The sequence below is a fragment of the Pseudokineococcus sp. 5B2Z-1 genome (genome assembly GCF_037482305.1).
Taxonomy (GTDB): Bacteria; Actinomycetota; Actinomycetes; order Actinomycetales; family Quadrisphaeraceae; genus Pseudokineococcus.
Genome location: NZ_JBBHZG010000002.1, coordinates 808,162 through 834,407, shown reverse-complemented (window position 1 = coordinate 834,407; position 26,246 = coordinate 808,162). Strand labels below are relative to the sequence as shown.

The window sequence follows — 26,246 nt, the reverse complement described above, 5'->3', positions numbered from 1 at the left end:
AAGGGGGGCAGCGCCAGTAGAAGCGCGACTAGACGGGGCCAGCCCACGTCAGGCACATCTCACGCGCCCACAGCATCCTCATCCTGCGGATCCTCGAGCCACTCCGGTGGGACTAACGCCCGCCCATCCTCCCACTCGTCCACAAGCGCGTCCCGGAACCACTGGTCCTCGAATGACACGTGATCCGTGACAATCAGCTGCATTTGGCCATCCTGCTGCATGCAGAAGTCGCGCATGAGCTCGTACAGACCGCGCACGGCGTCATCGTCGGTGCGGTCGGGTGCAGCCCTGCCACGGCGGGCCTCGCTTTGGTAATACGCCTGGCTCGGCTGGTCGAGTACGAGGAATCGAGGCACGGGTCGCCGCTCGAGCACGAAGTGTGCGTGCAAAGCCAGGTGCGCGACCAGGTGGTAACCGACCCAATTCTCTCCGCTGCCAATCCTCGCGAGTGGCACCGGCCCGGTCGCTGTGTCTGCCACGACCGTCAAGCGCTTGATGTCCAGGCGGATTTCGCGGTCGGCGTGCTCGAGCCCGAGCCGCCGCGCCATCTCCGCCATGGACGTGCCGACACTCCTGAGCCTGGAGGTCAGCTGCTCGCGCGCCTCGTCCGCGTCAAATCCCTCTTCGAGAAGCGCCAGCCTCTGGCCGGCTTCGGCCAGCGCGGCCCGGGTGGCAATCACCAGGCTCGGCCCGGTGCGGTCGACGCGGTCCAGAAATAGGTCGATGCGTCCTCTGGTGAATGTGGCGGCGTCCGTCGGACCGTCCGCAGCCCTCTCGGCCGCGTCCTCCGCGCGAACGAGCGCGTCTACGGCCGCCAGTTGGTCGCGGACCCGCGCGACGCGCCGGTCGAGCTCCTCCAAACGCGCGGCCCGCGCAGGTCGTGAGCTCTCGACATCCGCAAGCTGGCCGGCGAGGCCGGCGAGCCGGCCGTGCATCGCAGCGACGGTCGGGTCGGGCTCGGTGAGCTCGGCGTGACAGACCGGGCAACGCGTGGCGTCCCCGTCCGAGTCTCCCAGGAGTTGGACGGCACCCAGGCGCGCGGTTTCGACCCCGAGCGCGCGCTGGTAACCGTCGGCGCTGAGCGCGCTGTCCGCGAGCCAGTCGCGCTCCTCGGCCAGGCCGCGCAGCTCCCGGCGCAAGATGTCCCGCCGGCGCACCGACTCGGACCGTCCTCCGGGCGACGGGTCGGGGGCGGGAACGGCCGTGCGAGCGGCGTCGAGCGCGACGAGCGCGGTCTCGGTGTCGAGGTCCGGCGCGGCCGGGTCGACCGCCGTCAGTCCGTGTGCAAGGGCCTCGGCGAGCATCTGCCGGGTGCCTACGTCGACGTCGTCCTGGTCGCTGAGCAGACCCGCAAGCGTTCGGTCGAGACGCCGGACCGCCCGGGCCGCGTCGCGCAGTTCCTGTTGACGCCGGGCCTGGTCCTCGCCAACAGCACCCAAGAAGTACGGGAACAGCGTTTGCAGGTCCGCGAAGATGTTGCGGTCGCCGGTGCGGTGAAACAGCACGTCGTTGTTCGCCATCTCGGTCTGCACCTGCAGGCACAACCACGTCGCGTGCCCAACGTGCGGCTGTAGCGGCTCCCTCAGGCCCGCGCCGCGGTCCTGCGCGCCTTCACTGACACCAAGGCGGCGGGAGAGCTCGGCGCGGACCGACGCTCGGTCGCTGTTCACGCGCAAGGCCTCGTACGGCGGCGCCTGCAGGTCGGTGCCTAACTCGAGCATCGCAGCGGTCCCCGCGGTGGCGCCCTGCTGCCCGGGCCGCGCGATGAACGCTTCGGTGCCGTCCGAGAAGTGCACAATCAGGCCGTACCACGAGACCGCGCGGGTGATCTCCCCGACCGGGACGGCGTTCTCGCGACGCCCGAGGCAGTACTCAATGACGCGCAGGACGGCCGATTTACCGGTGCGGCTCGCGCCCCGAATCACGTTCAACTCGCCTAGGCGGAAGTCGAGCGTCCGAACGCGGCCTCGCCGGTCGTAGAGGACGATCTGCCGGATCTGCACACGCAGAGCGTGCACCACCCGTGACCGGGCGTGTGGTGGCCACGCCGCTCAGCTGCCGCCATGCTATGGACGCAGGCCTAGGAGTGCGAAGACCGTGGATGGCTGCTCGGACCGAGCCAGCCAGCGGCCGACGAGCGCCGCCGCCAGCTGCAGCTCGCGCAGGGCGCCGTCACCACGCCGTAGCCGAGCCGGGCCGGGGGCCAGCCGTCCGTCGTCGACGGTGACCAAACCGGTACGCAATGCGGTCCGCAGTCCCGCCCGGACGGGTGGCGCGAGCGAGCGAGCGCGATCAGGGAGCCCGATGAGCAGGTCCGGGTGTGCCCGGGCCCAGGCGGCGAGGTGCTGCGAAGACCTTTTGGGGAGGGCTCGCCGGGTTGGGCCGTGCAGCACCAACGGCGCGGCCGCGAAGGCGAGGGGCCAAGCCATCGGGTCCCGCCCGGCGGCGTAGCCAGTGGCGGTTTCTCCAAGCAGAACCGCGAGTAGTGACGGGTTGAGTAGATCAGCGGACAGGCTCGTGTTCGGGGACCAAGTCACGCGGGGCTACCCAGCAGCACTTGCTCCACCCGGCTGCGGAAGTCGGGGTGCCAGCCGATGCGCGAGTCGTCGGAGCGGTGGTTCGCGAGCGCATGCCGGGTGCCGCGTGCGAGGAACCCGTCGTGATAGCGGCTGCGCAGCAAGACACTGGCACTTTGCAACAGTTGGTCTGCTAGCGCGAAGCCAGCGGCGGACCGCTCCTGCTCGGTGCTGCCGGCGGGGAGCCGCGACACCGTCGCCTCGAAAGCGCGTTCCCACTCCTCGCGGAGGCGTTCCTCGAATAAGTCCAGTTCCCAGCGGCCCACGAGCTCGTCCTCGACCCACCGCGTCCGCTGCTCGTAGGCCCGGTAGAAGTCGATCAATGCCAGCTCGACATAGCGCGGCGACGCGCCGACCCACGATAACTGTTGCGCGAGCAACTGCCCGCCGCCGGCCGACGCAAGTTCACGAACGTCCGCTTCGTGCACGGTCGTGGGCAGCGAATCGGGACCGTAGTCCTGCAGGAGCCCGCTAACGCGTTCGTGCACGTCAAGTACACGCACCCACGGGGTGCGCTTCTGCAGCAGGTCCAAAACGACGCCGCCCCACCACCCAAGTAAGGAGTCGAGGAAGGAATCGACGGCCGTGGGGACCGCGTGCCCTAGCGCACGAATCAACTCTTCACGCATATTCTGCACCGGTAGGGCCCCGTCAAGGACACGTACGCGTGCCATAAGCAGCTCGCGTTGCTCCCGGCGCAGGCCGAGGAACCGCTCTCGGGCGGCGGCCGTTACTTGCGACCGTGATTCGCCGGCAACACGTTCCAGCCTTCCGAGCGCCTGCTCGACCGCCGGCGTGTAACCCTCGCCCGCGTCGCTGGCGCGCAGCAGCGCCATGGCGCTGCCTGGGCTCGCCACAGCCGTCGTCACCAATGTCAGGCGGGGCGCGCCGGGCGCCTCGGGGGGGCCGTGGTCGAGCCAGCTGGCGATGGTGCGCCAGACGTCGTCCTGGTGGTCGGTGAGTGCAGTGGTCCCGCCGTGGTGCTTGACCTGCGTCAGGTCCGTCGGGTGTGTCTCGTCCTCCCAGCCGACGTCATCAAGCTTCTCAAGCGACAGCCGGCGGTCCGGCTGATCCGGGTAGGCGCGGACGGCCTGAAGTAGCGCCCATTGGAACTGGTACAGGTATCCCGTCGCTGCGGCGGACGCGTCGTGCGTACTTGCGCCCATACCCACCTCCTTCCGCCGCGCGTACCACTGGCCATCCTGGCGGGACTTCCGTACGTCCGCTAGGGCGTCCTAGAGGTCGTGCGCCCGCCGGAACCGTAAGCGACCCGGCCGGACCGGACGGCGACACCCGTCACGTCCCGACGGAACGCAGCCAGCGCAGGTCGGCGACGTGAGCCGCGAGCGTGCTCGCCATCCCACTAGCCGACCCCTCACCGGGGAGGTCCCAGCTCAGCGGACGGTCCAGCACGCGCCTCGCGTGGCGTGTCCCGGTTGACCCGTCCGGATCGCCCGTCCCGCACAGGGGCGTCGTACGGGGCGCCACCACGGTCGGTCAGGGACGCCGCCAGCGCTGGGGCCGCCGCCGGGCGTGCTGCTCGCGTAGGTCGGGCAAGGCCGGCTCGTCTCGCCATGGCCGGTCCGCCTCCGGGTCGCCCCCGCTGAGCCTGCTGACGTCGGCGAGGACTCGCCCACGTCGTCGACAGGCGCGCGGCGCGTGATGTCGGCGTCCTGCGGCGCAGCCCCCAGCGCACCAGCACCTCCTGGACCTCGGCACGGACGGTCGTCGCGACACGCGCTCGAGGTCGTCACCGGTTGAGGATCCCCGGGTCTCGACGGTCCGGACCGTGAGCTCAACCACGACCGGCCTCCCAGTTCGCGGCGCCCGCGCAGGGGCTTTGTGCTCGCCCTCCGCCAGCACGGCCCGGTCGAGGGTGGTCCCGTCGGTCCCCGGTGGTTCGAGCGGCGCCGGCACCGCTCCCCCGGGGCGCCGCCGTGCCGGCACGATCGTCACTGCGACGACCGAACGAGGCCGTGGTCCTCCGCGACAGAGCTCCCCCGCCGGATGACGTGGCCGATCGACGTCCGGTGCTGCGCCAGGCCGGTCCGACGCAAGCCCTCTGCGGGGGAGCCCTCGGGCGCCCGCTGGGCACCTCTCGTCAGGTCCCCTTGCACCTCCTGCCCGGGTCGGGTATCGGGGACGGATGGAGCCCGCCACCGTCGATCGACCCGCCACCTCCGGCGGCACGGCGGGTCTCGCCCGTTTCGGCGCCCGGGCGCTCCTCAGCGGGGCGGCGCTGCTGCTGGGGGCCGTGCCGTTCCTCCTGCTGTGGCTGCTCGTCCAGCGCTCCTGGTCGCCGCTGGCAGCCCTGGACGGCGACGTCGCCGCGGACCTCAACGCCGCCGTCAGCGGTTCCCCCGCCGCGGTGGCGGCGCTGCGCGCGGTCACCAGCCTCGGCGACACCGGCACGGTCGTCCTCGCCCTCGTCCTGGCGACGGTCTTCCTGCTGGTCCGGCAGCAGCGGCGGCTCGCCGTCTTCGCCGCGACCACCGGCCTCGGCCTGGCCGTGCTCGTCCCGCTGACCAAGGCGGTCGTCGACCGGGCACGACCGGTCGTGGACTCCCCCGTGGTGCAGACCCCGTCGAACGCCAGCTTCCCCAGCGGACACGCCATGGGCTCGCTCGTCACCGCCACGGTCCTGCTCGCCCTGGTCCTGCCCGCGGCGCGCCGCCGCCTGCGGCCGTGGCTGGTGGCGGCCACCGCGCTCGTCGTCGTGGCCGTCGGGGCCTCGCGCTTGGCGCTCGGCGTGCACTACGTCTCCGACGTGCTCGCCGGCTGGGCGCTCGGGGCGTCGTGGGTGGCCCTGACGGCAGCGGCCTTCCGCGGCTGGCAGCACGACCGCGGCGTCGCGGCGCAGGAGCCGCTCGACCCGCTGGCCGTGGCACCGGACCGGGCCCCGCACGCGGCCCCGAGCGGCGAGCCGGTCCTGCCAAGGGGACGCGCGACGGCGCTGCGCCTGCTCGGCGTCGCGGTCGCGCTGACGGCCGCGCTCTCCGCCACCGGGCTGCTCGTCACCGGGGCGCTCGGCGGGACCTGGCTCGGCCGGCTCGACCGCAGCGCCACCGCCTGGGCGCTCGAGGCCCGCAGCCCCGCCCTGACGACGGCGACGGACGCGGTCGGCCGCCTCTCGGGCACCCCCGCGGTGGTCGGGCTCGGGCTGTCGCTCGCCGTCCTCGCCCTCGCCGTCACGCGCTCCTGGCGGCCGGTCGCCTTCGTCGTGCTCGCCCTCGGCGGGGAAGTGCTGATCTACCTCGTCACCTCGCAGCTGGTGGGCCGGGCCCGCCCGGAGGTGCCCGACCTCACCACCGGGCTGCCCGTGGCGGCGGCCTGGCCCTCCGGTCACGCCGCAGCCGCGGCCGCCCTCTACGGGGCCGTCGCCGCGGTCCACCTGGCCTACGGGCGCGGCCGCGGTCGGTGGCTCGTCCTCGTCCTCCCCCTCGTGCTCGCGCCCGCGGTCGGCGCCTCCCGCGTCTACGTGGCGGCGCACCACCTCACCGACGTCCTCGCCGGGCTGGCGCTCGGGGGCCTGTGGGTGCTGGCGTGCGCGCTCGTCCTGCTGCCCCGGGCGGGGCGGGACGCGGTGCACCCAGCAGGGCGCAGAGCGCGGTAGACGAAGGCGGCTCCGCCCGACCGGCTCCCCGGGCGGCGGCTCGGGGCGAGCGGCCAGGTCGCTCCGTACGCTCGCGCCGGTGGAGCGGGTGGTGGTCCTCGGCCGCGGCGGAGCCGGGAAGTCAACCCTGGCGCGAGCCCTGGGCGAGACCACCGGGCTGCCGGTCGTCGAGCTCGACCAGCACTTCTGGGTCGTCGGCGCTCGGCCGCTGAGCGGCGCCGAGTGGACCTCCGTGCAGGAGCGCCTGGCCGGGCGCGAGCGGTGGGTCATGGACGGCGACCTCGGGCCCCACGACGCACCGGCGCCTCGGCTGCGCCGAGCCGACACGGTCATCGTCCTCGACCTGCCCCTGGCCCTCTGCGCCTGGCGCGCCCTGCGGCGATCCCGCGAGCGGGCCGACTTCTGGTGGTGGGTCATCACCTGGCGACGGCGCAGCCAGCCCCGGGTGCTGGAGGCCGTCGCCACCCACGCGCCTCGAGCGCACGTGCACCGGCTGCGCAGCCGGGCGCAGGTGCGCCGCTTCCTCGCGGCCGTCCCGTCCGACGCCCGCTGACGAGCCGACCGACCGTGACTCGGCCCCAGGTGCCCGGCGCGGAGGTCGACACGGATGCGCCGGCGGCGCGGGAACACCCGGCTACGCTGGCCGTTGTACCCCCCGGGGTATTCAGCCCCAGCACCGCGGAGGAGACGACCATGGACGTGGACACCAGCCAGCTGACCGACGTGCTGGCGCGCTTGAAGAGGGCTCAGGGGCAGATCGGCGGCATCGTGCGGATGATCGAGGAGGGCCGAGACTGCGCCGACGTCGTCACCCAGCTCGCCGCGGTCTCCCGAGCCCTCGACCGGGCCGGTTTCAAGGTCATCGCCACGGGCATGCGCCAGTGCATGGTCGCCGAGCGGGACGGCACCGAGCGCCCCCTCAGCGACGCCGAGCTGGAGAAGCTCTTCCTCTCCCTCGCCTGACCCGCCGGCCGCCTGCCACGGGCACCGGTCCGGGGCAGGCGGCCCCGCCGCAGCAGGCACCACCGACCGCACCGCAGTGTCGACACCGCATACCCTACGGGGTAGGGAAGGACCGTCATGATCGACGTCGTCACCATCGAGACCACGAGCCTCGGCGACCGCAGCTACCTGGCCACCGACGGCACCACCGCCGTCGTCGTCGACCCGCAGCGCGACGTCGACCGGGTCCTCGACCTCGTCGAGCGCCTCGGCGTGCAGGTCTCCCTCGTGCTCGAGACCCACGTCCACAACGACTACGTCACCGGCGGGCTCGAGCTCGCGGCCACCACCGGCGCCCGCTACGTGCTGCCCGCCGGCAGCCACGTCGAGTTCGACCACACCCCGGCCGACGACGGCGACGTCCTGCGGGCCGGCGCCCTCGCCGTCCGGGCGATCCGCACGCCCGGGCACACCCACCACCACACCTCCTACGCCCTGCTGGGCGCCGAGGACGCCGTCGAGGCCGTCTTCACGGGCGGCTCCCTGCTCTTCGGCTCGACCGGTCGCACCGACCTCGTCTCCCCCGAGGACACCGTCGGGCTGACCCACGACCAGTACCGCTCCGCGCGGCGCCTGGCCGAGGAGCTGCCCGCCGAGACGGCCGTCTACCCCACCCACGGCTTCGGCAGCTTCTGCTCGGCCACCCCCACCACGGGGGACTCCTCCACCATCGGCGAGCAGGCCGCCACCAACCCGGCGCTGACGCAGGCCGAGGACGACTACGTCCGCACGCTGCTGGACGGCCTCAGCGCCTACCCCGCCTACTACGCGCACATGGGCCCGACCAACCGCCGCGGGCCCGCACCGGTCGACCTGTCGATGCCCGCCCCCGTCGAGCCCGACGAGGTCCGCCGACGCATCACCGACGGCCAGTGGGTCGTCGACCTGCGGGCCCGCACCGCCTTCGCCGCCGGCCACCTGGCCGGCTCCTACGGCTTCGAGCTGTCCGGCAGCTTCGTGACCTACCTCGGGTGGCTCTACCACTACGGCACCCCGCTGACCCTCATCGGCGAGACCGAGGACCAGGTCCTGGCCGCCCGCCGCGAGCTGGTGCGCATCGGCGTCGACCACCTCGCCGGCGCCGTCACCGGCGACATCGAGACCGTCGCCGGCGGGTCCGTCGCCGACGGGGCGCTGCGCTCCTACCGGGTCAGCGACTTCGCCGGCCTCGCCCGGCGCCTCGCCGACGCCGAGGAGAGCGGCGCTCCGCTGACGGTGCTCGACGCCCGTCGCCGCGACGAGCGCGCCGGCGGCGGGGTCCGCGGCTCCGTGCACCTCCCCCTCCACGAGCTCGCCGACCGGGTCGACGAGGTCCCGGGCGGCGAGGTCTGGGTCTACTGCGGCTCGGGGTACCGCGCCTCGGTCGCCGCCTCGGTGCTGGACCGCCCCGGCCGCGACGTCGTCCTCGTCGACGACGCCTTCTCCGCCGCGGCCGACGCCGGACTCGTCGTCGACCACCCCGACCAGGCCTGACGACCGGGCCTGACGACCGGGCTGACGACCGAGCCCTAACTCGCTCGACCCGGCGCAGCGGCCGCGCCGGCCGCTGCGCCGGGGCGCCCGCACGCCCCCGAGCATCCCTGACAGGAGGACCGTGACCACCGCCCCCGCACCCACCACCCTCGTAGGCGCCCCGAAGGGACCGGGCGGCCGCCTCGACGCCGCGACCGCGACGGCCTGGACCGCGGAGCAGGACGTCGTCGTCGTCGACGTCCGCAGCCCCGGCGAGCACGCCGGCACGCGCGTCACCGGCTCCACCAACATCCCGGTGGACCTGCTGGAGGCCCACTCCGAGCGGACCGCGGCCGCCCTGGCCGCCACCGGCGCCCCCGTCCTGCTGGTCTGCCAGTCGGGCGCCCGGTCCGCCCGTGCGCTCGAGCGCCTGCAGGCCGTCGGGCTGGACGACGTGCACGCCCTCGACGGCGGGGTGCCCGCCTACGCCGCCGCCGGCGGCCCCGTCGAGACGGGCTCGACCGGGACGAGCGGAGGGGACCGCCCCCGGTGGGCCATGGACCGCCAGGTCCGCCTGGCCGCCGGGTCCCTCGTCCTGGCCTCGGTGCTGGCGAGCCTCACCGCCCCGCGCGCCCGCTTCCTCGCCGGCGCCGTCGGCGCCGGGCTGACCTGGTCGGCGGTCTCCGACACCTGCGCCATGGCCCGTGCCCTCGGCGCCCTGCCGCACAACCGGGACCCGCAGGTCCCCGGCATCGACGAGGCCCTCGGCCGGCTGCCCACCGGCACCCGCGCCGCCGGCGGCACCGGCTCGTGAGCGCCGCCGCGCGCCGCCCCGCGACCAGCACGCGGGCCCGGCCCCCGCGCGCCCGCCGGGGCGGCGCGCGGTGACCGCCCTGCTCGTCGTCCTCGGCCTGGCCGTCGGGGTCCTGCTGGGCCTGCTCGGCAGCGGTGGGTCGATCCTCGCCGTCCCCGTCCTCGTCTACGTCGCCGGGCTCCCGCTGTCCCAGGCGATCCCCGTCTCCCTGGTCGTCGTCGGCGCCGCGTCGGCCACCGCCGTCCTCCCTCGGCTGCGGCGGGTCCAGTGGCGCATCGCCGCGGTGATGGGCGCCGCGGGCGCCGGCGCCGCCTACGGCGGCACCGCGCTCGGGCGCCTGCTGCCCGAGAGCGCCGTCCTCCTCGGCTTCGCCGCCGTCATGGTCGCCGCCGGCGCCCGCATGCTGCGGAGGACCGACGAGCACGCCGGCGGCTCGTGCGCCCTGCCCGGCGGCGGCGTCGACTGGCGCCACTGCCTCGTCCGCGCCGTCGGCGCCGGCGCGGCCGTCGGCTTCCTCACCGGGCTCTTCGGCGTCGGCGGCGGCTTCCTCCTCGTCCCCGCCCTCACCCTGCTGCTCGGCCTGCCGATGGTCGCCGCCGTGCCGACGTCGCTCGTCGTCGTCCTGCTCAACGCCGTCGTCGGCTTCGCCGCCCACGCCGGCGGCACCGACGTCGACTGGACCCGTGCCGCCGTCTTCGCCGGCGCCGCCGTGGCCGGGTCCCTCGCCGCCGGGCGGCTCGCCTCCCGCGTGGACGGCTCGCGGCTGCGGCGGGCCTTCGCCGTCGTGGTCCTCCTCGTGGCCGCCGCCGTCACCACCACGAGCCTGCTCGACCTCACCGGCTGACCGGCCTCCTCGCCCGGCGGCCCGGGCACGAGCGCGCTCAGCCGTCGGTGACCACCTCGCGGGCGAGCTCGACGAGCTCGTCCAGGACGAGGCGCACCAGCGGCCTCTCGGCCTTGTCGGGCCGCACGAGGGCGTCGACCAGCCGGCCGGCGCGGACGCCGGTCAGGGGGAGGAGGCGGACGCCCGGATGGGACCCGCACGTGTGGCGGGGCAGCAGGGAGAGCCCGTGGCCGGCCGCGACGAGGGCGAGGACGACGTGGAAGTCGTTGACGCGCTGCACGATGCGCGCGGGTCCGTGGCGGCCGGCGACGGCGTGCAGCACGGGCGCGACCGGGAAGCCCTCGCGCACGGCGATCCACGGCTCGTCGACGAGGTCGCGCGGGCTCACGGCGTCCCGGTCGGCCAGCGGGTGGTCGAGCGGCACGGCGACGTCGAGGGGCTCGCGCATCAGCGTCGTCGTCCGCACCTGCGCCGGACGGGCCGTCCAGGCGGGCTCGCCGTCGGGGCGGTGGGCGATGACGACGTCCAGGCGATCGGTCAGCGGGGCGAAGGCGTCGAGGGCGACGTCCTCGTCGGAGCACTGCACCTCGACGCCGGGGTGGCGACGCAGGCGCGCGAGCAGGCCCGGCAGCAGAAGCTCGGCGCCGCTGGCGAACGCCGAGACGCGGACGACGCCCGTCGGCCGGGCGAGCGCGGCCCCGGCCGCCGTGCGGGCCCGCTCGAGGGCGGCGGCGACGTCGACGGCAGCGTCGGCCAGCGCCTCGCCGGCGGGCGTGAGGTGCAGGCCCCGGCCGTCGCGCTCGGTCAGGGGCGTGCCCGCGGCGCGCGTGAGCGCCGCGAGCCGCTGCGACACGGCCGAGGGGCTCACGTGCAGCACGGCCGCGGCGCGGGTGACCCCGCCCTGGCTGCGCACGGCGGCCAGGGCCGCGAGGGCGTCGACGTCCACACGGGGAGCCTCGCACCGTTCAGCGCCGCTGAAAAGACGGTGCTCGAACATGAGATGGACTGCACGGTGCTGCGGGCCCCAGTCTGCGCGAGTGCCCCTTCGTGACCGGCTCCTGGCCTGCCTCGTGGCGGTGCTGTGGGGCCTCAACTTCCCGGCGACCGAGCTGGCCCTCCAGCACTTCCCCCCGCTGCTGCTGGTGGCGCTGCGCTTCGCCCTCGTCGCCGTGCCGACCGTCCTGCTCGTGCCCCGCCCGCCGGTGCCCCTGCGCTGGCTCGTCGGCTACGGCCTGGGCTTCGGCGTCCTGCAGTTCCTGTTCCTCTACCGGGCCATGGACCTCGGCATGCCCCCCGGTCTCGCGTCGATCGTCCTGCAGTCCTCCGCGCCCTTCACCGTCCTGCTGGGCGCGGTGCTGCTGCGCGAACGCCTCACCCGGCGGCGCGTCGTCGGCGTGCTCGTCGCGCTCGCCGGGCTGGCGGGCATCGCCGTGCACCGCGGCTTCGCGGCCGGGGGCGCGCCCCTCCTCGCCGTCCTGCTCGTGCTGGCCGGCGGGCTCGGCTGGGCGCTGGGCAACCTGTCGAGCCGGCTCGCCCGTCCGCCCCGCCCCCTCCACCTCGTGCTGTGGATGAGCGTCGTCCCGCCCCTGCCGATGGCGGGCGCCTCGCTCGTGGTCGAGGGCCCCGAGCGGGTGATGACCGCCCTCACCACGGCGGCCGGGAGCCGCACCGGGCTGCTAGCCGTGGCCGGGCTGGCCTACGTCGTCCTGCTCGCGACCCTCGTGGGGTCGGGCGTCTGGACGACGCTGCTGGCGCGGCACCCCTCCGGCGTCGTCGCCCCCTTCTCGATGCTCGTGCCCGTGGCCGGCGTGTCCTCCTCCTGGCTCCTGCTCGGCGACCGGACCGCACCGGTGGAGATCGCCCTCGGCGCCGTCGTCGTCGTCGGCGTCCTCGTCGGCGCCGCTCCGCCCCGCCGTCGTCCGACCACCCTCGACGCGGGAGCTCAGGCGCCGAGGGCGCGCGCCCGGTCGCGCGCCGCCTCCACGGCGTCGAGCAGAGCGGCGCGCAGCCCCCGCTCCTCGAGCCGGCGCAGCCCCGCGGCCGTCGTGCCGCCGGGCGAGGTGACGCGCTCGCGCAGCAGCGAGGGGTGCTCGCCGCTCTCACGGACGAGCGCCGCCGTGCCGGCGAGCGTCCCCGTCGCCAGGCGCGAGGCCGTCGCGCGCGGCAGACCCGCGTGGACGCCCGCCTCGACGAGCGACTCCAGCAGCAGCAGCACGTAGGCGGGCCCCGAGCCGGAGACGGCCGTCGCGGCGTCCTGCAGGGCCTCGGGCAGCACGACGACGTCGCCCGTGCCCCGCAGCAGCTCGCCGACGAGCGCCATCCGCTCCTCGTCCGCGCCGGGCCCCGCCGAGACCGCGGTGGTGCCGGCGCCGACGAGGGCGGGCGTGTTGGGCATCGCGCGGACGACGGCGACGCCGTCGGGCAGGGCGGCGGCGAGGCGCGCCGTCGGCACGCCCGCCGCGACCGAGAGCACGAGCGCCCCGGGGCGCACGTGCGGCGCGGCCGAGGCGAGCAGGTCGTCGAGCTGCTGCGGCTTCACGGCGACGACGAGGACGTCACGGGCGGCCCCCTCGGAGAGCGGCACGGACCGCACGCCGTACCGGTCGGCCAGCTCGGCGGCCCGCTCGTCGCGGCGCACGACGGCGACGACGTCGTCGGGCGCACAGCCCGAGCGCAGCACGCCCGCGAGGACGGCCTCGCCCATGGTGCCGACCCCGAGGACGGCGACGGAGGGGCGGCTCGGCGCGGCGGTGCTCATGGGCCGACCCTAGGACGGCGCACCCGCCCCACCGCTGCGCGCGGCGAGGCCGGGCGGTGCGGGGTCAGGGACGGCGCAGGTGCTGGCGGGCGAAGGCGAGGGTCTCGGCGAGGTCGCGCTGGCGCTCCCCCGGCGCCCGCGAGCGGCGGGTGTTGATCTCGGCGACGACGTGGCCGGTGAAGCCGCCGACCGCCAGGTCGGCGAGGAGCTCGGCGACCGGCTGCGAGCCCCGGCCCGGGACGAGGTGCTCGTCCTTGGCCGACCCGCTGCCGTCGGTGAGGTGGATGTGGCGCAGGCGGTCGGCGAGCTTGCGCGCCAGCTCCTGGGAGTCGCTGCCCGACGTCGCCGCGTGCGAGACGTCGAGGGTCACCTGGTCGTAGTCCTCGTCGACGACGTCCCAGCCCGGCGCGTAGGCCACGACCTCACGGGAGCCCGCGCGCCAGGGGAACATGTTCTCCACCGCCAGCGTGGTGCCCGTCCGCTGGGAGATCTCGCGCACCCCCTCGACGAAGCGGGCCGCGTAGGAGCGCTGCCAGCGGAACGGCGGGTGCACGACGACGACGTCGGCGCCCAGGTCCTGGGCCAGCTCGACGGACAGCTCGAGCTTCGTCCACGGGTCGCGCCCCCAGACCCCCTGCGTCAGCAGGAGCGTCGGCGCGTGCACGGACAGGACGGGGACGCCGTAGTGGTCGGCGAGCCGGCGCAGCGCCACCGCGTCGCGGCTCACCGGGTCGGTCCACACCATGACCTCGACGCCGTCGTAGCCCAGGCGCGCCGCCGTCTCGAAGGCGTCCGCGCAGGAGCCGGGGTAGACGGAGCTGGTCGAGAGGGTGACGGCGGGCCCGCGGCGGGCCGTCCCGTTCTCGCTCACGGCCCCCACAGTAGGCCCGCACCGCGCCGACGTCCCCGCGGGGCGCGCCCGCCCCTCCCTGCCCGGGCGGTCGGCCCCGGCGGGCGGTCAGCGCCCGAGGAGCGGCGCGAGGGCGTCGAGCCGCCGGAGGATGACGCCCTCCCGGAGCGCCCAGGGGCTGAGCTGCAGCCGCTCGACGTCGAGGACCCGCATCGCCTCGAGCGCGACGACGGCGCCGGCCACGACCTGGCCGGCGCGCGCCTCGGAGACGCCGGGCAGGCGGCGCCGGCCCGCGGGGCCGAGCGAGGCCAGGCGCGGCACGAGCTCGGCCAGCGCCTCGCGCTCCAGGGAGCGCGGCACGTGGGCGCCCTCGCGCGCCGGGGCCGCGCCGGTGAGGCGCCCGAGCGTGCGGAAGGTCTTGCTCGAGCCGACGGCGAGGTCGCAGGCGCCCTGATCGCGCAGGCGCCCGGTCGAGGCCTCGAGCACCGCGCGGGCGTGCTCGCGCAGCGGCGCGACGTCGCGCGGCCGCGCCGCCCCGCCCGCGAGGTGCGAGCGCGTCGTGCGCCCCGCGCCGAGCGGCACGCTGAGCGCGACGTCGGCGTCCTCGTCGCGGCCGACGGCCATCTCGAGCGAGCCGCCGCCGATGTCGAGGACCAGCAGGCGCCCCGCCGACCACCCGAACCAGCGCCGCACCGCGAAGAAGGTGAGCCGCGCCTCGGCGCCGCCGCTGAGCACCTCGAGCGCGACCCCGGTCTCCCGGCGGACCCGCTCGAGGACCTCCGCGCCGTTGGGCGCCTCCCGCAGGGCGCTGGTGGCGAAGCCCATGAGCTCCTCGACGCCCTCGGCGGTGGCTGCCTCCCGCGCCGCGCGGACGGCGTCGAGCAGGTCCGCCACGCCCTCCTCGCGGACGGCGCCCTCGGCGTCGAGCCGCTCGGCGAGCCGCAGCACGCGCCGGTGGGAGGCCGTGGGCACGGGCGAGGCGCCGGGGTGGGCGTCGACGACGAGCAGGTGCACGGTGTTCGACCCGACGTCGAGGACCCCCAGGCGCATGGGCGGAGAACCTAGCGCCGCCTACGCTCCGCGACGTGCCGCCCCTCCCCCTCCCCGACGAGGCCCGCCCCGGTGCAGACCTCGACGGGACGGCCCCCGACGGCACGGCCCCCGACGGGGCGGCCGGGGAGGACGTCCTGCCGGGCGTCAGGCCCAGCCCGAACGCCTGGTACCACCCCGACGCGTACGCGCTGGAGAACGCCCACGTGGACCCCGACCGCCGGGTGGACGCCGTCCTGCGCGAGGTGGCGGGCTGGGCGGGGCTCGACGTCGTCGACGTCGGCTGCGGGCTCGGCGTCATGCTCGGGCGGCTCGCGGGGCTCGACCCGGGGCCGGGCGAGGACGCGGCCGCCGCGGCGCGCGGCGCCGCCCGCTCGGTCGTCGGCGTCGAGCCCCACCCGCCGCTGCGCGAGCGGGCGCAGCGGCGCGCGCTCGCGCTCGACCCCGCGGGGGCGCGGGTGCGCGTCGTCGCGGGGACGGCGCAGGCGCTGCCGCTGCCGGACGCCTCCGTCGACGTCGTGCTCGCCCGCTGGGCCTACTTCTTCGGGCCCGGCTGCGAGCCGGGCCTCGCCGAGGCGGAGCGGGTGCTGCGCCCCGGCGGCGCCGTGGTCGTCGTCGACACCGACGCGAGCCGCTCGACCTTCGGCGGGTGGTTCTCCCGGGCCCGCCCCCGCCACGACGCCGCGGCCGTGCGCCGCTTCTGGCGGCGGCAGGGGTTCTCCGAGCGGGGCGTCGACGTGCGGTGGGCCTTCCCCGACCGCGCCTCCTTCGAGGCGGTCGTCCGCGTCGAGCTGCCGCCCGCCCTGGCCGACGAGGTGCTCGCCGCCCACCCGGGCACCGCGCTCGACGACGCCGTCGCCGTCCGCTGGCGGCGCACCCCCGGGCGGCCGGGGAGCGCGCCAGCAGACCCGGCGGCCGGCCCGGCCGACGACCCGGCGGGAGCCGCTGTCGGTGGGCGCGCCTAGCGTCCCCGCCATGGCCGCCAAGAGCTCCGCCCCCCGCGCCCCGCGCTCCGCCTACCGCTGCGCGGACTGCGGCTGGACCACGGCCAAGTGGGTCGGCCGCTGCGGGGAGTGCCAGGCCTGGGGCACCGTCGAGGAGGTCGCCGCCCCCTCCGGCCCGCGCACCGCGCCCGCCCGGGCCGTGCGGCGCGCCGCCCAGCCCATCGCCGAGGTCGACGCGCAGGAGGCCTCGGCGGCCCCCACCGGCGTCGACGAGCTCGACCGCGTGCTCGGCGGCGGCGTCGTGCCGGGCGCCGTCGTCCTCATGGCCGGCGAGCCCGGGGTGGGCAAGTCGACCCTCCTGCTCGAGGTCGCGGCCCGCACCGCCACCACCGGGAAGACCGTGCTCTACGTCACCGGCGAGGAGACGGCGGCCCAGGTGCGCCTGCGCGCCGAGCGCATCGGGGCGCTGCGCCCCCGGCTCTTCCTCGCGGCCGAGAACGACCTCGCGGCCGTCCTCGCCCACGTCGAGACCGTCTCCCCCGACCTCCTCGTCGTCGACTCCGTGCAGACCGTCGCCTCCGCCGCCGTCGAGGGCGCCGCCGGCGGCGTCACCCAGGTGCGGGAGGTGGCGGCCTCCGTCATCGCGACGGCCAAGGAGCGCGGCATGGCCACGCTGCTCGTCGGCCACGTCACCAAGGACGGGTCCGTCGCGGGCCCCCGCGTGCTCGAGCACCTCGTCGACGTCGTCTGCACCTTCGAGGGCGACCGCCACTCGCGCCTGCGCATGGTGCGGGCCGTGAAGAACCGCTACGGCCCAACCGACGAGGTCGGCTGCTTCGACCTGTCCGAGGGTGGCATCACGGGGCTCGTCGACCCGAGCGAGCTCTTCTTCTCGCGGACGACGACACCCGTCCCCGGCACCTGCGCCGCGGTGGCCCTCGAGGGGCGCCGCCCGCTGGTGCTCGAGGTGCAGGCGCTCGTCGCGCCGGCCGCGGGCGGCAGCCCGAAGACCCGCTCGACGGGGCTCGACGCCAGCCGGGTGGCCCTGGCCGTCGCCGTCCTCCAGGCGCGCGCCGGGCTGCTGCGCACGCCGAGCGACGTCTTCACGGCGACCGTGGGCGGCGTCCGCACCACCGAGCCCGGCGTCGACCTGGCCCTCGCCGTCGCCCTCGCCGGGGCCTGCTTCGACAGCGCGCTGCCGCCGGGCACGGTCGCCATCGGCGAGGTGGGGCTCTCCGGCGACGTGCGCGCCGTCCCCGGCACCGAGCGGCGGCTCGCCGAGGCCGCCCGGGTGGGCATGCAGCGCGCCGTCGTCCCCCGCGGCGCCCTCGGCGTGCAGCCGCCCGGCGCCACCCCGCCGTGGGGGTCGATGCGCGTCCTCGAGGTCGACGACGTCCGCTCCTGCGTGCTGCAGCTCTTCGCCGCCCACGACGGCGACCCGGGCCGGGGCCACCGGCCGCCCCCCGGCGAGCTGTGACCGGTGAGCCCCGGACGGTGAGCCCCGGACGGCGAGCCCCGAGCGGTGCGGTGAGCTGCACGGGGCCGGCGGCGGGAGCAGGCGGTGACGAGCGACGTGCGAGGTGCGGGCGCCGCGACGCCGCGGGTCACGGCTCGGCGACGACCGCCGTCGACGGCCCGGCGGCGGGCGAGCCGCCGGTAGCCTTCGCTGCGGCTCGCCGACCGGCGCGCCGCACCGCGCGGGGCTGAGGGAGACGATGGTCGAGCGCTCGCCCGAGGAGCTGCTCCTCGCGACCCTGGCCGCCGTCGCCCCCGGCACGGAGCTGCGCGACGGGCTCGAGCGCATCCTGCGGGGCCGCACCGGCGCGCTCGTCGTGCTGGGGCACGACAAGGTCGTCGAGTCCCTGTGCAGCGGCGGCTTCACCCTCGACGTCGACTTCTCGGCCACCCGGCTGCGCGAGCTGGCCAAGATGGACGGCGCCATCGTGCTCGACGCGGGCGCCAGCAAGATCCTGCGCGCGGCCGTGCAGCTCGTGCCCGACCCGACGATCGAGACCTCCGAGTCGGGCACCCGGCACCGCACGGCGGAGCGGGTGGCCAAGCAGACGCGCATGCCGGTGATCTCCGTGAGCGCCTCCATGCGCATCGTGGCGCTGTACGTCGCCGACCGGCGCTTCGTCCTCGAGGGCTCGGCGGCCATCCTCGGCCGCGCGGAGCAAGCGCTCGCGACGCTCGAGCGCTACAAGTCCCGCCTCGACGAGGTCGCGGGCACGCTGTCCGCGCTGGAGATCGAGGACCTCGTCACCGTCCGCGACGTCGCCGCCGTCGTCCAGCGCCAGGAGATGGTGCGGCGCATCTCCGAGGAGATCGCCGGGTACGTCGTCGAGCTCGGCTCCGACGGGCGCCTGCTGTCCCTGCAGCTCGAGGAGCTCATCGGCGGCATCGGCCCCGACCAGGAGCTCGTGCTGCGCGACTACACCGACCCCGAGCGCCTGGGGGCGTCCGTGCCGGAGGTGCTCGCCGACCTCGCGCGGCTGGAGTCCACCGAGCTCGTCGACCTCGCGCACGTCTCGCGGGCGCTGTCGCTCACGGGCGGCGGGGAGAACCTCGACAGCGCCATCAGCCCCCGGGGCTTCCGCCTGCTGCACAAGATCCCCCGCCTGCCGGGCGCCATCGTCGAGCGTCTCGTCCAGCACTTCGACGGGCTCCAGCAGCTGCTCGCCGCGGGCATCGACGACCTCATGGCCGTCGAGGGCGTCGGCGACCAGCGGGCGCGCGCCGTCCGCGAGGGCCTGTCCCGCCTGGCCGAGTCGAGCATCCTCGAGCGGTACGTCTGAGCACCGACGACCGACGCCCGGAGCAGGAGGGCACCGGGGACGGGGGCACCGAGCCGGTCGCGGTGGCGCCCGAGGAGCTCCACCGGCGGGTGCTCGCCTGGTACGACGTCGCCGCGCGCGACCTGCCGTGGCGCGCGGAGGACCGGGACGCCTGGGGCGTCCTCGTCAGCGAGGTGATGCTGCAGCAGACGCCGGTGGCGCGGGTCCTGCCCGCCTGGCGCCGGTGGCTCGAGCGCTGGCCCACCCCGGCGGCCCTGGCCGCCGACCCGCCCGGCGAGGCGGTGCGGGCGTGGGACCGGCTCGGCTACCCGCGGCGGGCGCTGCGCCTGCACGCCGCCGCGGTGGCCCTCGTCGAGCGGCACGGCGGCGAGGTGCCCGCCGAGGTGGACGACCTGCGCGCGCTGCCCGGCGTCGGCGCCTACACGGCGGCCGCGGTGGCGAGCTTCGCCCACGGGCGCCGCCACGCCGTCGTCGACACCAACGTGCGCCGCGTGCACGCCCGCCTCGTCGCCGGCGCGGCCCGCCCGGCCCCCGCGCTGACGGCCGCCGAGCACGCCCGCGCCGTCGCGCTCCTGCCCGAGGCCGACACCGAGGCCGCGCGCTGGGCCGTGGCCGTCATGGAGCTGGGCGCCCTGGTGTGCACGGCGCGCGCGCCGCGCTGCCCCGAGTGCCCGGTGGCCGACCTCTGCGCCTGGCGCCTCGCCGGGTCGCCCCCGGACGACGGCCCGCCCCGGCGCCCGCAGCGCTGGGAGGGCACCGACCGCCAGGTCCGCGGCCGCCTGCTGGCCGTGCTGCGCGATGCCGAGGGCGCCGTGGGCGCCGATGACCTCGCCGCGGCCTGGCCGCAGGACGAGCAGCGCGAGCGCTGCCTCGCCTCGCTGCTCGACGACGGCCTCGTCGTCCCGGCGGCCGGTGGCGCCTACGCGCTGCCGGGCGCTCCCGTGACGGACTGCCCGGCGGCGGGTCCCCCGTCGACCGGTCCGGCCCCGGACGCGGCGCCGCGCGCCGCGTCGAGCGCGCGGGCCGACTCCTCGAGGTAGCGGATCATGCGGGTGTTGCCGAGCGTGTTGGGCTTCACCCGGGCGAGGTCGAGGAACTCGGCGACGCCGTCGTCGTGGGAGCGCAGCAGCTCGGCGAAGACCTCGGGCGCCACGGGGGTGCCCTCGATCTCCTCGAAGCCGTGCGCGGCGAAGAAGCGGGTCTCGAAGGTGAGGCAGAAGACGCGCGCGACGCCGACGTCGCGAGCCCGCCGCAGCAGCTCGGCGAGCACGAGGCCGCCGACGCCGGCGCCGCGCGCCTCGTCCGCGACGGCGAGGGTGCGGACCTCAGCGAGGTCCTCCCAGAAGACGTGCAGCGCCCCGCAGCCGACGACGCGCCCGTCGAGCTCGGCCACGACGAGCTCCGGCAGGCCCTCGTAGTAGGCGACGGCCTCCTTGGCCACGAGCACCCGGCGCTCGGCGAGGGGCGCCGTGAGCGCGCGCACGGCGCGGACGTCGGAGGTGCGGGCAGGGCGGACGAGGACGGCGGCCGGGCGGGGGCCCTCGGGCGGCGTCACTCGTGCCGGCGCCAGACGACGGCGTCCGCGGCCGCCCGGTCCACGGTGCGCAGGCGCGTCGTCAGCAGGTCCTCGACGCGGGACAGCTCCTCGCTGTCGGGGGCGGTGCAGTCGACGACCACCGTCTCGGCGCCCGCCTGGAGGTGCGCGGACCCCACAGGGCCGTCCCCGACGGCCGAGGCGGGCGGCGGGAAGACGAGCGTGGTCCGGTCCTCGTTGGAGGCCACCTCCGCCGCGCCGTGCAGCGCCTGGACGAGCCGCTGCACGAGGACGTCGGGCGCGAGGGGGCTGGAGGAGGAGATCGTCGTCTGCGAGGTCGTGCCCATGGGCCGACCGTAGTGCGAGCCCCGGGCCACCGCCCGGCGCCCGCGGCCCTCCTCGGCGCTGCGCGCGGCGCCGCACCGGACCCCGGCCGCAGCGCCGCCCCGGACCGACGCTGCGGTCCGGGGCGGCGCGGTGCGGGCAGGAGGCGTCAGCCGCGGCGGCTGTCCCGCCAGGAGGTGTACGCGCCCTGCATCTGCGGGTTGAGCTGCCCGAGCTCGACGAGGCGCGCCTGGCTGAAGGCCGACCCCCGCAGCCGCAGGACGTCGAAGCCCTGCTGGATGTCGTTGGAGTAGATGCGGCCGTCGTAGAAGTACGCCGACCACGAGCCGCCGATGACCGGCGTCTCGGTCGACAGCGGGCCCCGGTCGAACCAGGCCACCTCGCGGGGCTCCGACGAGTCGGTGAAGTCGAACACCGAGATCCCGCCCTGGTACCACGCCTGGACCATGACGTCGCGGCCCTCGACGGGCAGGAGCGAGCCGTTGTGAGCGACGCAGTTCTCCGTCGCCGTCTGGTGGCGCGGGATCTTGTAGTAGCTCGCGAACTCGAGCTCGCCGTCCACGAGGTCGTAGATGGCGTTGGCGCCCCGCTCCGGGCCGATCTCCGCCGTGCACGTCGGCGCCCCGCCGCCGCCGAGCTCGTCGGTGAAGACGACCTTCGTGCCGTCGTTGTTGAAGGTCGCCGAGTGCCAGAAGGCGAAGTTCTCGTCCTGCACCCGCTCGGTGACGACGGGCGCCCGCGGGTCGCTGATGTCGAAGATGACGCCGTCGCCCATGCAGGCACCGGCGGCGATGTCCAGCTCGACGAAGGACGTGATGTCGTGGCACCCGCTCGTCGGGCGGCGGACCGTGCCCTCGACGCCCGCGAAGCCGCCGTCGGGGAAGATGACCGGGACGTCGACGACGGCGGCCTCCTCCATGGCGTCCAGCGGGATGTCGACGATCGAGATGGCGTCGTGCGGGGGCTGGCAGTTCGGCGCGGCCGCGCTGGGGCCGTAGCTGCTCACGTAGACGAGCAGCGAGCCGCTCTCCTCGTCGGGCACGAGCGTGTTGGTGTGCGAGCCGCACGTCGTCTTCACGGCGGCCACGTACTCCGGCGCCAGCGGGTCGCTGATGTCGAAGATCTTCAGTCCCTCCCAGACGTCGGCCGAGGCCGCCGGGACGGAGGTCGACGCGCAGGAGGCGTCGCTGCGGACGGAGTCGGTCGAGAGGACGAGCACGTCGCCGTAGACGGAGACGTCGTTCTGGGAGCCGAGGCACGTCACCTGGGTGACGAGCTCCGGGGCGTCCGGGCGGGAGAGGTCGTACACGGCGAAGCCGTTGTAGTTGCCCGCGTAGGCGTACTGCCCCTGGAAGGCCAGGTCGCTGTTGAGGGCGCTCGCCGAGGCGAAGCTGCCCTGCTTGGGGACGTTGGCCGTCAGGCGCAGGTTGGCGCTGGACGCCGTCTCCCCCACCCCGGTGGGCGCCTCGCCCGCCGGCACGGACGGCGCCGCCGGCGCCTGGTCGGGCGCGGCCAGGGCCGTCGCCGCCGACCCGGCGACGAGGGCCGCCGCGGCCGCCCCGGCCACCACCGCCCGCCCGGCCACGGACCCGACCGAACGCCCCGCCGCGCCCCCGGGGCCTCCTCGTCGACCTGTGCTCGTGCGCCTCGCCGCCATGCCCGCCCTGCCCTCCCGACCCACGCCCGGGTCGCTCTCCGACGGGCGCGTCCCTCACGCCGCGTCACTCCTGACCACCAGGAGTGGGCGAGCATGCCACCGGAGGTGGACATCGTGGGAGGATCCGTCGCAACTCGGCGGGACGACGACGACCCGCGGACGCCGCCCCCCTCGAGCGCCCCGGAGGTCCCGTGCTCGCTCCCGACGCCACCCGCCGGCGCCGCGCCGCCCTCGCGGCCGCGGCTCTCGCCGTCGTCGTCGGCGCGTCGGCCTGCAGCGCCGGCGAGGAGGCCGCCCCCGCGCCGTACGCGCCGCCCACGGCCGAGGCCTCCGTGCCGGTCCTGCAGCCGGGGCTCCCCGGGGAGCCGGCCCGGACGGTCGCGCCGGAGGACGCCGCACCGCCGACCGACGGCGACCGCTACACCGCGGCCGACGTCGCCTTCGTGCAGGGGATGGTGACCCACCACCGCCAGGCCGTGGAGATGAGCGGCCTGGCCCCCGGGCGCGCCGGGGACCCCGGCGTCGCCGCCCTCGCCGAGCGCATCCGCCTCGGCCAGGCGCCCGAGGTCGACGTCATGGTGGCGTGGCTCGAGCGGCGCGGCGCCGACGTGCCGCCCGAGCGCTCCTGGCTCAGCGGCCGGGGCGAGGTCACCGGCGGGGGCGAGGACGCCCACGCCGAGCACCACGGCGGCGGTGCCGACGGAGGAGCCGGCATGGCGAGCGCCGCGGAGGTCCGGGCGCTGGCCGACGCCGACGGCGACGCCTTCGACGCCCTCTTCGTCGAGCTCATGGTCCGCCACCACCGCGGTGCGCTCGCGATGGTCGACGAGCACGCCTCCGGCGGGGTCGACCTGCAGGTGCGGGAGATGGCCGACGAGATGACGGCGGTCCAGACGGCGGAGATCGCCCACCTCGAGGGCCTGCGCCCCGCCTGAGCCGCCGACGGGGACAGGGCGCCGGGTGCGCCGCCTCGCCACCGGAGGCGCGTCGGGCCCGGACGCGCCGGAGGGCGGGACGCGCGCGGCGTCCCGCCCTCCGGCGGTGGTGCGGCCCGGGCGCCCGAGGAGTGGTCGGGCGCCCGGTCGGGTCACTCGGTGCTGGCGGCCTCGACCACCGGCGCGTCGGGGACCTCGCCCTTCGGCGAGCCGGAGAAGGTCAGCGTGGCGGCCGGCCCCTCACCCTCGACGTCCACGAGGATGATCTCCCCCGAGGCGATCTCCCCGTAGAGGATCTTCTCGGAGAGGGCGTCCTCGATGTCGCGCTGGATGGTGCGGCGCAGCGGCCGGGCGCCCAGCACGGGGTCGTACCCACGGGTGGCGAGCAGCTGCTTCGCCGCCGGGGTGAGCTCGATGGCCATGTCCTGGTCGCGCAGCCGCGCGTCCAGCCGGGCCAGCATGAGGTCGACGATCTGGATGATCTCGTCCTGCGTGAGCTGCGGGAAGACGACGGTGTCGTCGACGCGGTTGAGGAACTCCGGGCGGAAGTGCTGCTTGAGCTCCTCGCCGACCTTGCGCTTCATCCGGTCGTAGTCGGTGGACAGGTCGCCCCCGGCCTGGAAGCCCATCTGCAGGCCCTTGGCGATGTCCCTCGTGCCGAGGTTCGTCGTCATGATGATCACGGTGTTCTTGAAGTCCACCGTGCGGCCCTGGCTGTCGGTGAGGCGGCCGTCCTCGAGGATCTGCAGCAGCGAGTTGAAGATGTCGGCGTGCGCCTTCTCCACCTCGTCGAACAGGACGACGGAGAACGGACGGCGACGGACCTTCTCGGTGAGCTGGCCGCCCTCCTCGTAGCCCACGTACCCGGGGGGCGAGCCGAAGAGCCGCGAGACCGTGTGCTTCTCGGAGAACTCGCTCATGTCGAGCTGGATGAGCGCGTCCTCGTCGCCGAAGAGGAACTCCGCGAGGGCCTTGGCGAGCTCGGTCTTGCCGACGCCGGTGGGGCCCGCGAAGATGAAGGAGCCGCCCGGGCGCTTGGGGTCCTTGAGGCCGGCGCGGGTGCGCCGGATCGCCTGGGAGAGCGCCTTGATGGCGTCCTCCTGGCCGATGACCCGCTTGTGGAGCTCGGCCTCCATGTTGAGCAGGCGGCTGGACTCCTCCTCGGTGAGCTTGACGATCGGGATGCCCGTGGCGATGGCCAGCACCTCGGCGACGAGCTCCTCGTCCACCTCGGCGACGACGTCCATGTCACCGGCCTTCCACTGCTTCTCGCGCTCGGCGCGTGCGGCGAGCAGCTTCTTCTCGTCGTCGCGCAGGGACGCGGCCTTCTCGAAGTCCTGCGCGTCGATCGCGGACTCCTTCTCCCGGCGGACGCCCGCGATCTTCTCGTCGAAGTCGCGCAGGTCCGGCGGCGCCGTCATCCGGCGGATGCGCAGGCGCGCGCCCGCCTCGTCGATGAGGTCGATCGCCTTGTCGGGCAGGAAACGGTCGTTGACGTAGCGGTCGGCGAGGTTCGCCGCCGCGACCAGCGCGCCGTCGGTGATGGAGACCCGGTGGTGCGCCTCGTAGCGGTCCCGCAGGCCCTTGAGGATCTCGATGGCCTGCGACAGCGTCGGCTCGGCCACCTGGATCGGCTGGAAGCGACGCTCGAGCGCCGAGTCCTTCTCGATGTGCTTGCGGTACTCGTCGAGCGTCGTGGCGCCGATGGTCTGCAGCTCGCCGCGCGCCAGCATCGGCTTGAGGATGCTCGCCGCGTCGATGGCGCCCTCGGCCGCGCCCGCCCCGACGAGGGTGTGGATCTCGTCGATGAACAGGACGATGTCGCCGCGGGTGCGGATCTCCTTGAGCACCTTCTTGAGGCGCTCCTCGAAGTCACCGCGGTAGCGGCTGCCCGCGACCAGGGCCCCGAGGTCGAGGGTGTAGAGCTGCTTGTCCTTGAGGGTCTCCGGCACCTCGCCCTTGTGGACGGCCTGCGCCAGGCCCTCCACGACGGCGGTCTTGCCGACGCCCGGCTCGCCGATGAGGACGGGGTTGTTCTTCGTGCGGCGCGACAGCACCTGCATGACGCGCTCGATCTCCTTGGCGCGCCCGATGACGGGGTCGAGCTTGCCCTCGCGCGCCGCCTGCGTGAGGTTGCGCCCGAACTGGTCGAGGACCAGGGAGCCCGACGGCGTGCCCTCGGCGGGGCCGCCGGCCGCGGCCGGCTCCTTGCCCTGGTAGCCGGACAGGAGCTGCAGCACCTGCTGCCGGACGCGGTTGAGGTCGGCGCCCAGCTTCACGAGGACCTGGGCGGCCACGCCCTCGCCCTCGCGGATGAGCCCGAGCAGGATGTGCTCGGTGCCGATGTAGTTGTGGCCGAGCTGCAGCGCCTCGCGCAGGCTCAGCTCGAGGACCTTCTTCGCGCGCGGCGTGAAGGGGATGTGGCCCGAGGGGGCCTGCTGGCCCTGGCCGATGATCTCCTGCACCTGCTCGCGGACGGAGTCCAGCGAGATGCCCAGCGACTCGAGGGCCTTGGCGGCGACGCCCTCGCCCTCGTGGATGAGGCCCAGGAGGATGTGCTCGGTGCCGATGTAGTTGTGGTTGAGCATCCGGGCCTCTTCCTGGGCCAGGACGACGACTCGACGAGCTCGGTCGGTGAACCTCTCGAACATGCAGCGCTCCTCGCGGACGATCTGGCGGCGGAGGGCGGTCCCCCTGCGAGTCGCTCGATGCTATCCCCGCAGCCCCCGCGGAGGTCGGCCACTCCGGTCGACCACCTGGGCGGGGCGCCCGCCCCGGACGGGCGCCCTCCTGCCGATGTGCCCAACGCCCCGCGGAGCCGGGGGTGTTCCGCCGCCGGCGTTCGCCGACGGCGGACGGGCCCGCTGGCCCGGACGGGTGACCTCAGGGGGCCTCGTCCGAGCCGCCGCCGGCGGTGCCCCCGCCGCGGCCCCGCGGGGCCGCCGTCCGCGCGCGCACGTAGCGCCGCCCGCTGGAGTCGACGACGACCTCGTACGCCGCGGCGTGCGCGTCCCGGTGCGCCTGCGCCGCCCGCCGGCGCTCCTCGTCCGGCTCGTCGGACCGGCCGAGCTGGGCCG

Annotated in this window: 21 protein-coding genes and 3 pseudogenes; 12 read left to right on the top strand and 12 right to left on the bottom strand. The window is 75.8% G+C overall.

Translation table 11 applies throughout. The features are described from left to right. Positions 1-59: 59 nt before the first annotated feature. From WDV85_RS07920 to WDV85_RS07915, 3 genes are all read right to left on the bottom strand, one after another. The gene (locus WDV85_RS07920; protein WP_339570115.1) at positions 60-2,003 is read right to left on the bottom strand and encodes a DUF3732 domain-containing protein; all 1,944 of its coding nucleotides are present in this window, start codon (positions 2,001-2,003) and stop codon (positions 60-62) included. 63 nt (positions 2,004-2,066) lie between these two features. Continuing rightward, positions 2,067-2,537: a three component ABC system middle component gene (locus WDV85_RS17110; protein WP_445263216.1), complete on the bottom strand. Its 471-nt coding sequence runs from the start codon at positions 2,535-2,537 to the stop codon at positions 2,067-2,069. Next, positions 2,534-3,742 carry an ABC-three component system protein gene (locus WDV85_RS07915; protein WP_339570114.1) on the bottom strand — a complete coding sequence of 403 codons (1,209 nt, stop codon included), beginning with the start codon at positions 3,740-3,742 and terminating at the stop codon, positions 2,534-2,536. The genes WDV85_RS17110 and WDV85_RS07915 overlap by 4 nt, the downstream gene beginning before the upstream one ends. Before the next feature lie 980 nt (positions 3,743-4,722). Between WDV85_RS07915 and WDV85_RS07910 the strand changes: the two genes are divergently transcribed. The 6 genes from WDV85_RS07910 to WDV85_RS07885 all read left to right on the top strand — a co-directional run bounded on the left by WDV85_RS07910 (position 4,723) and on the right by WDV85_RS07885 (position 10,301). After that, entirely contained in the window at positions 4,723-6,189 is a 1,467-nt protein-coding gene (locus WDV85_RS07910) for a phosphatase PAP2 family protein (RefSeq protein ID WP_339570113.1), read from the top strand. 79 nt (positions 6,190-6,268) lie between these two features. Beyond that, on the top strand, positions 6,269-6,742 hold the full coding sequence (locus tag WDV85_RS07905; RefSeq protein WP_339570112.1) for a hypothetical protein: 474 nt from the start codon (positions 6,269-6,271) through the stop codon (positions 6,740-6,742). 140 nt (positions 6,743-6,882) lie between these two features. After that, the gene (locus WDV85_RS07900) at positions 6,883-7,152 is read left to right on the top strand and encodes a metal-sensitive transcriptional regulator (RefSeq protein WP_298801289.1); all 270 of its coding nucleotides are present in this window, start codon (positions 6,883-6,885) and stop codon (positions 7,150-7,152) included. 120 nt (positions 7,153-7,272) lie between these two features. Further along, a complete protein-coding gene (locus tag WDV85_RS07895; RefSeq protein ID WP_445263262.1) occupies positions 7,273-8,664 on the top strand; it encodes an MBL fold metallo-hydrolase in 1,392 nt (463 codons plus the stop codon). 121 nt (positions 8,665-8,785) lie between these two features. Continuing rightward, complete coding sequence (locus WDV85_RS07890; RefSeq protein WP_339570110.1) at positions 8,786-9,457, top strand: rhodanese-like domain-containing protein; 672 nt, start codon at positions 8,786-8,788, stop codon at positions 9,455-9,457. Positions 9,458-9,527: 70 nt separating this feature from the next. Next, on the top strand, positions 9,528-10,301 hold the full coding sequence (locus WDV85_RS07885) for a sulfite exporter TauE/SafE family protein (protein WP_339570109.1): 774 nt from the start codon (positions 9,528-9,530) through the stop codon (positions 10,299-10,301). 37 nt (positions 10,302-10,338) lie between these two features. Here the strand turns inward: WDV85_RS07885 and WDV85_RS07880 are convergent, their stop codons facing one another. Next, positions 10,339-11,247 (bottom strand): LysR family transcriptional regulator, encoded by a 909-nt coding sequence (locus WDV85_RS07880; protein ID WP_339570108.1) that lies wholly within the window; start codon positions 11,245-11,247, stop codon positions 10,339-10,341. Positions 11,248-11,338: 91 nt separating this feature from the next. Here WDV85_RS07880 and WDV85_RS17105 point away from each other — a divergent pair. Beyond that, a pseudogene (locus tag WDV85_RS17105) lies at positions 11,339-12,349 on the top strand (EamA family transporter); the annotation flags it as partial. Here the strand turns inward: WDV85_RS17105 and proC are convergent. The 3 genes from proC to WDV85_RS07860 all read right to left on the bottom strand — a co-directional run bounded on the left by proC (position 12,244) and on the right by WDV85_RS07860 (position 14,959). Then, positions 12,244-13,059 (bottom strand): pyrroline-5-carboxylate reductase, encoded by an 816-nt coding sequence (gene proC, locus WDV85_RS07870; RefSeq protein ID WP_339570107.1) that lies wholly within the window; start codon positions 13,057-13,059, stop codon positions 12,244-12,246. The pseudogene WDV85_RS17105 and the gene proC overlap by 106 nt on opposite strands. Positions 13,060-13,123: 64 nt before the next feature. Further along, positions 13,124-13,930 carry a sugar phosphate isomerase/epimerase family protein gene (locus tag WDV85_RS07865; protein WP_339570106.1) on the bottom strand — a complete coding sequence of 269 codons (807 nt, stop codon included), beginning with the start codon at positions 13,928-13,930 and terminating at the stop codon, positions 13,124-13,126. A gap of 87 nt (positions 13,931-14,017) precedes the next feature. Continuing rightward, positions 14,018-14,959 (bottom strand): Ppx/GppA phosphatase family protein, encoded by a 942-nt coding sequence (locus tag WDV85_RS07860; protein ID WP_339570105.1) that lies wholly within the window; start codon positions 14,957-14,959, stop codon positions 14,018-14,020. Positions 14,960-14,994: 35 nt separating this feature from the next. Here WDV85_RS07860 and WDV85_RS07855 point away from each other — a divergent pair, with 35 nt between their 5' ends. From WDV85_RS07855 to WDV85_RS07840, 4 genes are all read left to right on the top strand, one after another. Next, positions 14,995-15,924: a class I SAM-dependent methyltransferase gene (locus WDV85_RS07855; protein ID WP_339570104.1), complete on the top strand. Its 930-nt coding sequence runs from the start codon at positions 14,995-14,997 to the stop codon at positions 15,922-15,924. A 10-nt stretch (positions 15,925-15,934) separates the two neighbouring features. Next, complete coding sequence (radA, locus tag WDV85_RS07850; RefSeq protein WP_339570103.1) at positions 15,935-17,380, top strand: DNA repair protein RadA; 1,446 nt, start codon at positions 15,935-15,937, stop codon at positions 17,378-17,380. Positions 17,381-17,618: 238 nt separating this feature from the next. Next, complete coding sequence (gene disA, locus WDV85_RS07845; RefSeq protein ID WP_171204361.1) at positions 17,619-18,698, top strand: DNA integrity scanning diadenylate cyclase DisA; 1,080 nt, start codon at positions 17,619-17,621, stop codon at positions 18,696-18,698. 62 nt (positions 18,699-18,760) lie between these two features. Continuing rightward, a complete protein-coding gene (locus WDV85_RS07840; RefSeq protein ID WP_339570102.1) occupies positions 18,761-19,738 on the top strand; it encodes an A/G-specific adenine glycosylase in 978 nt (325 codons plus the stop codon). On the opposite strand, the pseudogene WDV85_RS07835 reads toward WDV85_RS07840, so the two are convergent. The 3 genes and pseudogenes from WDV85_RS07835 to WDV85_RS07825 form a co-directional block, all read right to left on the bottom strand. Then, a pseudogene (locus tag WDV85_RS07835) lies at positions 19,732-20,253 on the bottom strand (amino-acid N-acetyltransferase); the annotation flags it as partial. The gene WDV85_RS07840 and the pseudogene WDV85_RS07835 overlap by 7 nt on opposite strands. After that, positions 20,250-20,579, bottom strand: a complete 330-nt coding sequence (locus tag WDV85_RS07830; protein ID WP_339570101.1) for a hypothetical protein — start codon at positions 20,577-20,579, stop codon at positions 20,250-20,252. The gene WDV85_RS07830 and the pseudogene WDV85_RS07835, both read right to left, overlap by 4 nt. Before the next feature lie 146 nt (positions 20,580-20,725). Then, positions 20,726-22,234 (bottom strand): LVIVD repeat-containing protein, encoded by a 1,509-nt coding sequence (locus tag WDV85_RS07825; protein WP_445263215.1) that lies wholly within the window; start codon positions 22,232-22,234, stop codon positions 20,726-20,728. A 191-nt stretch (positions 22,235-22,425) separates the two neighbouring features. Here WDV85_RS07825 and WDV85_RS07820 point away from each other — a divergent pair, with 191 nt between their 5' ends. Further along, positions 22,426-23,169: a DUF305 domain-containing protein gene (locus WDV85_RS07820; RefSeq protein WP_339570099.1), complete on the top strand. Its 744-nt coding sequence runs from the start codon at positions 22,426-22,428 to the stop codon at positions 23,167-23,169. A 152-nt stretch (positions 23,170-23,321) separates the two neighbouring features. On the opposite strand, the gene WDV85_RS07815 is transcribed toward WDV85_RS07820, so the two are convergent. Further along, the gene (locus WDV85_RS07815) at positions 23,322-25,820 is read right to left on the bottom strand and encodes an ATP-dependent Clp protease ATP-binding subunit (protein ID WP_339570098.1); all 2,499 of its coding nucleotides are present in this window, start codon (positions 25,818-25,820) and stop codon (positions 23,322-23,324) included. A 232-nt stretch (positions 25,821-26,052) separates the two neighbouring features. Beyond that, positions 26,053-26,246 (bottom strand): annotated as a pseudogene (locus tag WDV85_RS07810) (molecular chaperone DnaJ); the annotation flags it as partial.

What these genes read in the sequence shown, in the direction of transcription:
- WDV85_RS07825 (WP_445263215.1), bottom strand. Translation starts at nt 22,234, where the DNA reads ATGGCGGCGAGGCGCACGAGCACAGGTCGACGAGGAGGCCCCGGGGGC.
- WDV85_RS07900 (WP_298801289.1), top strand. Translation starts at nt 6,883, where the DNA reads ATGGACGTGGACACCAGCCAGCTGACCGACGTGCTGGCGCGCTTGAAG.
- radA (WP_339570103.1), top strand. Translation starts at nt 15,935, where the DNA reads ATGGCCGCCAAGAGCTCCGCCCCCCGCGCCCCGCGCTCCGCCTACCGC.
- WDV85_RS07910 (WP_339570113.1), top strand. Translation starts at nt 4,723, where the DNA reads ATGGAGCCCGCCACCGTCGATCGACCCGCCACCTCCGGCGGCACGGCG.
- proC (WP_339570107.1), bottom strand. Translation starts at nt 13,059, where the DNA reads ATGAGCACCGCCGCGCCGAGCCGCCCCTCCGTCGCCGTCCTCGGGGTC.
- disA (WP_171204361.1), top strand. Translation starts at nt 17,619, where the DNA reads ATGGTCGAGCGCTCGCCCGAGGAGCTGCTCCTCGCGACCCTGGCCGCC.
- WDV85_RS07815 (WP_339570098.1), bottom strand. Translation starts at nt 25,820, where the DNA reads ATGTTCGAGAGGTTCACCGACCGAGCTCGTCGAGTCGTCGTCCTGGCC.
- WDV85_RS07860 (WP_339570105.1), bottom strand. Translation starts at nt 14,959, where the DNA reads ATGCGCCTGGGGGTCCTCGACGTCGGGTCGAACACCGTGCACCTGCTC.
- WDV85_RS07830 (WP_339570101.1), bottom strand. Translation starts at nt 20,579, where the DNA reads ATGGGCACGACCTCGCAGACGACGATCTCCTCCTCCAGCCCCCTCGCG.
- WDV85_RS07915 (WP_339570114.1), bottom strand. Translation starts at nt 3,742, where the DNA reads ATGGGCGCAAGTACGCACGACGCGTCCGCCGCAGCGACGGGATACCTG.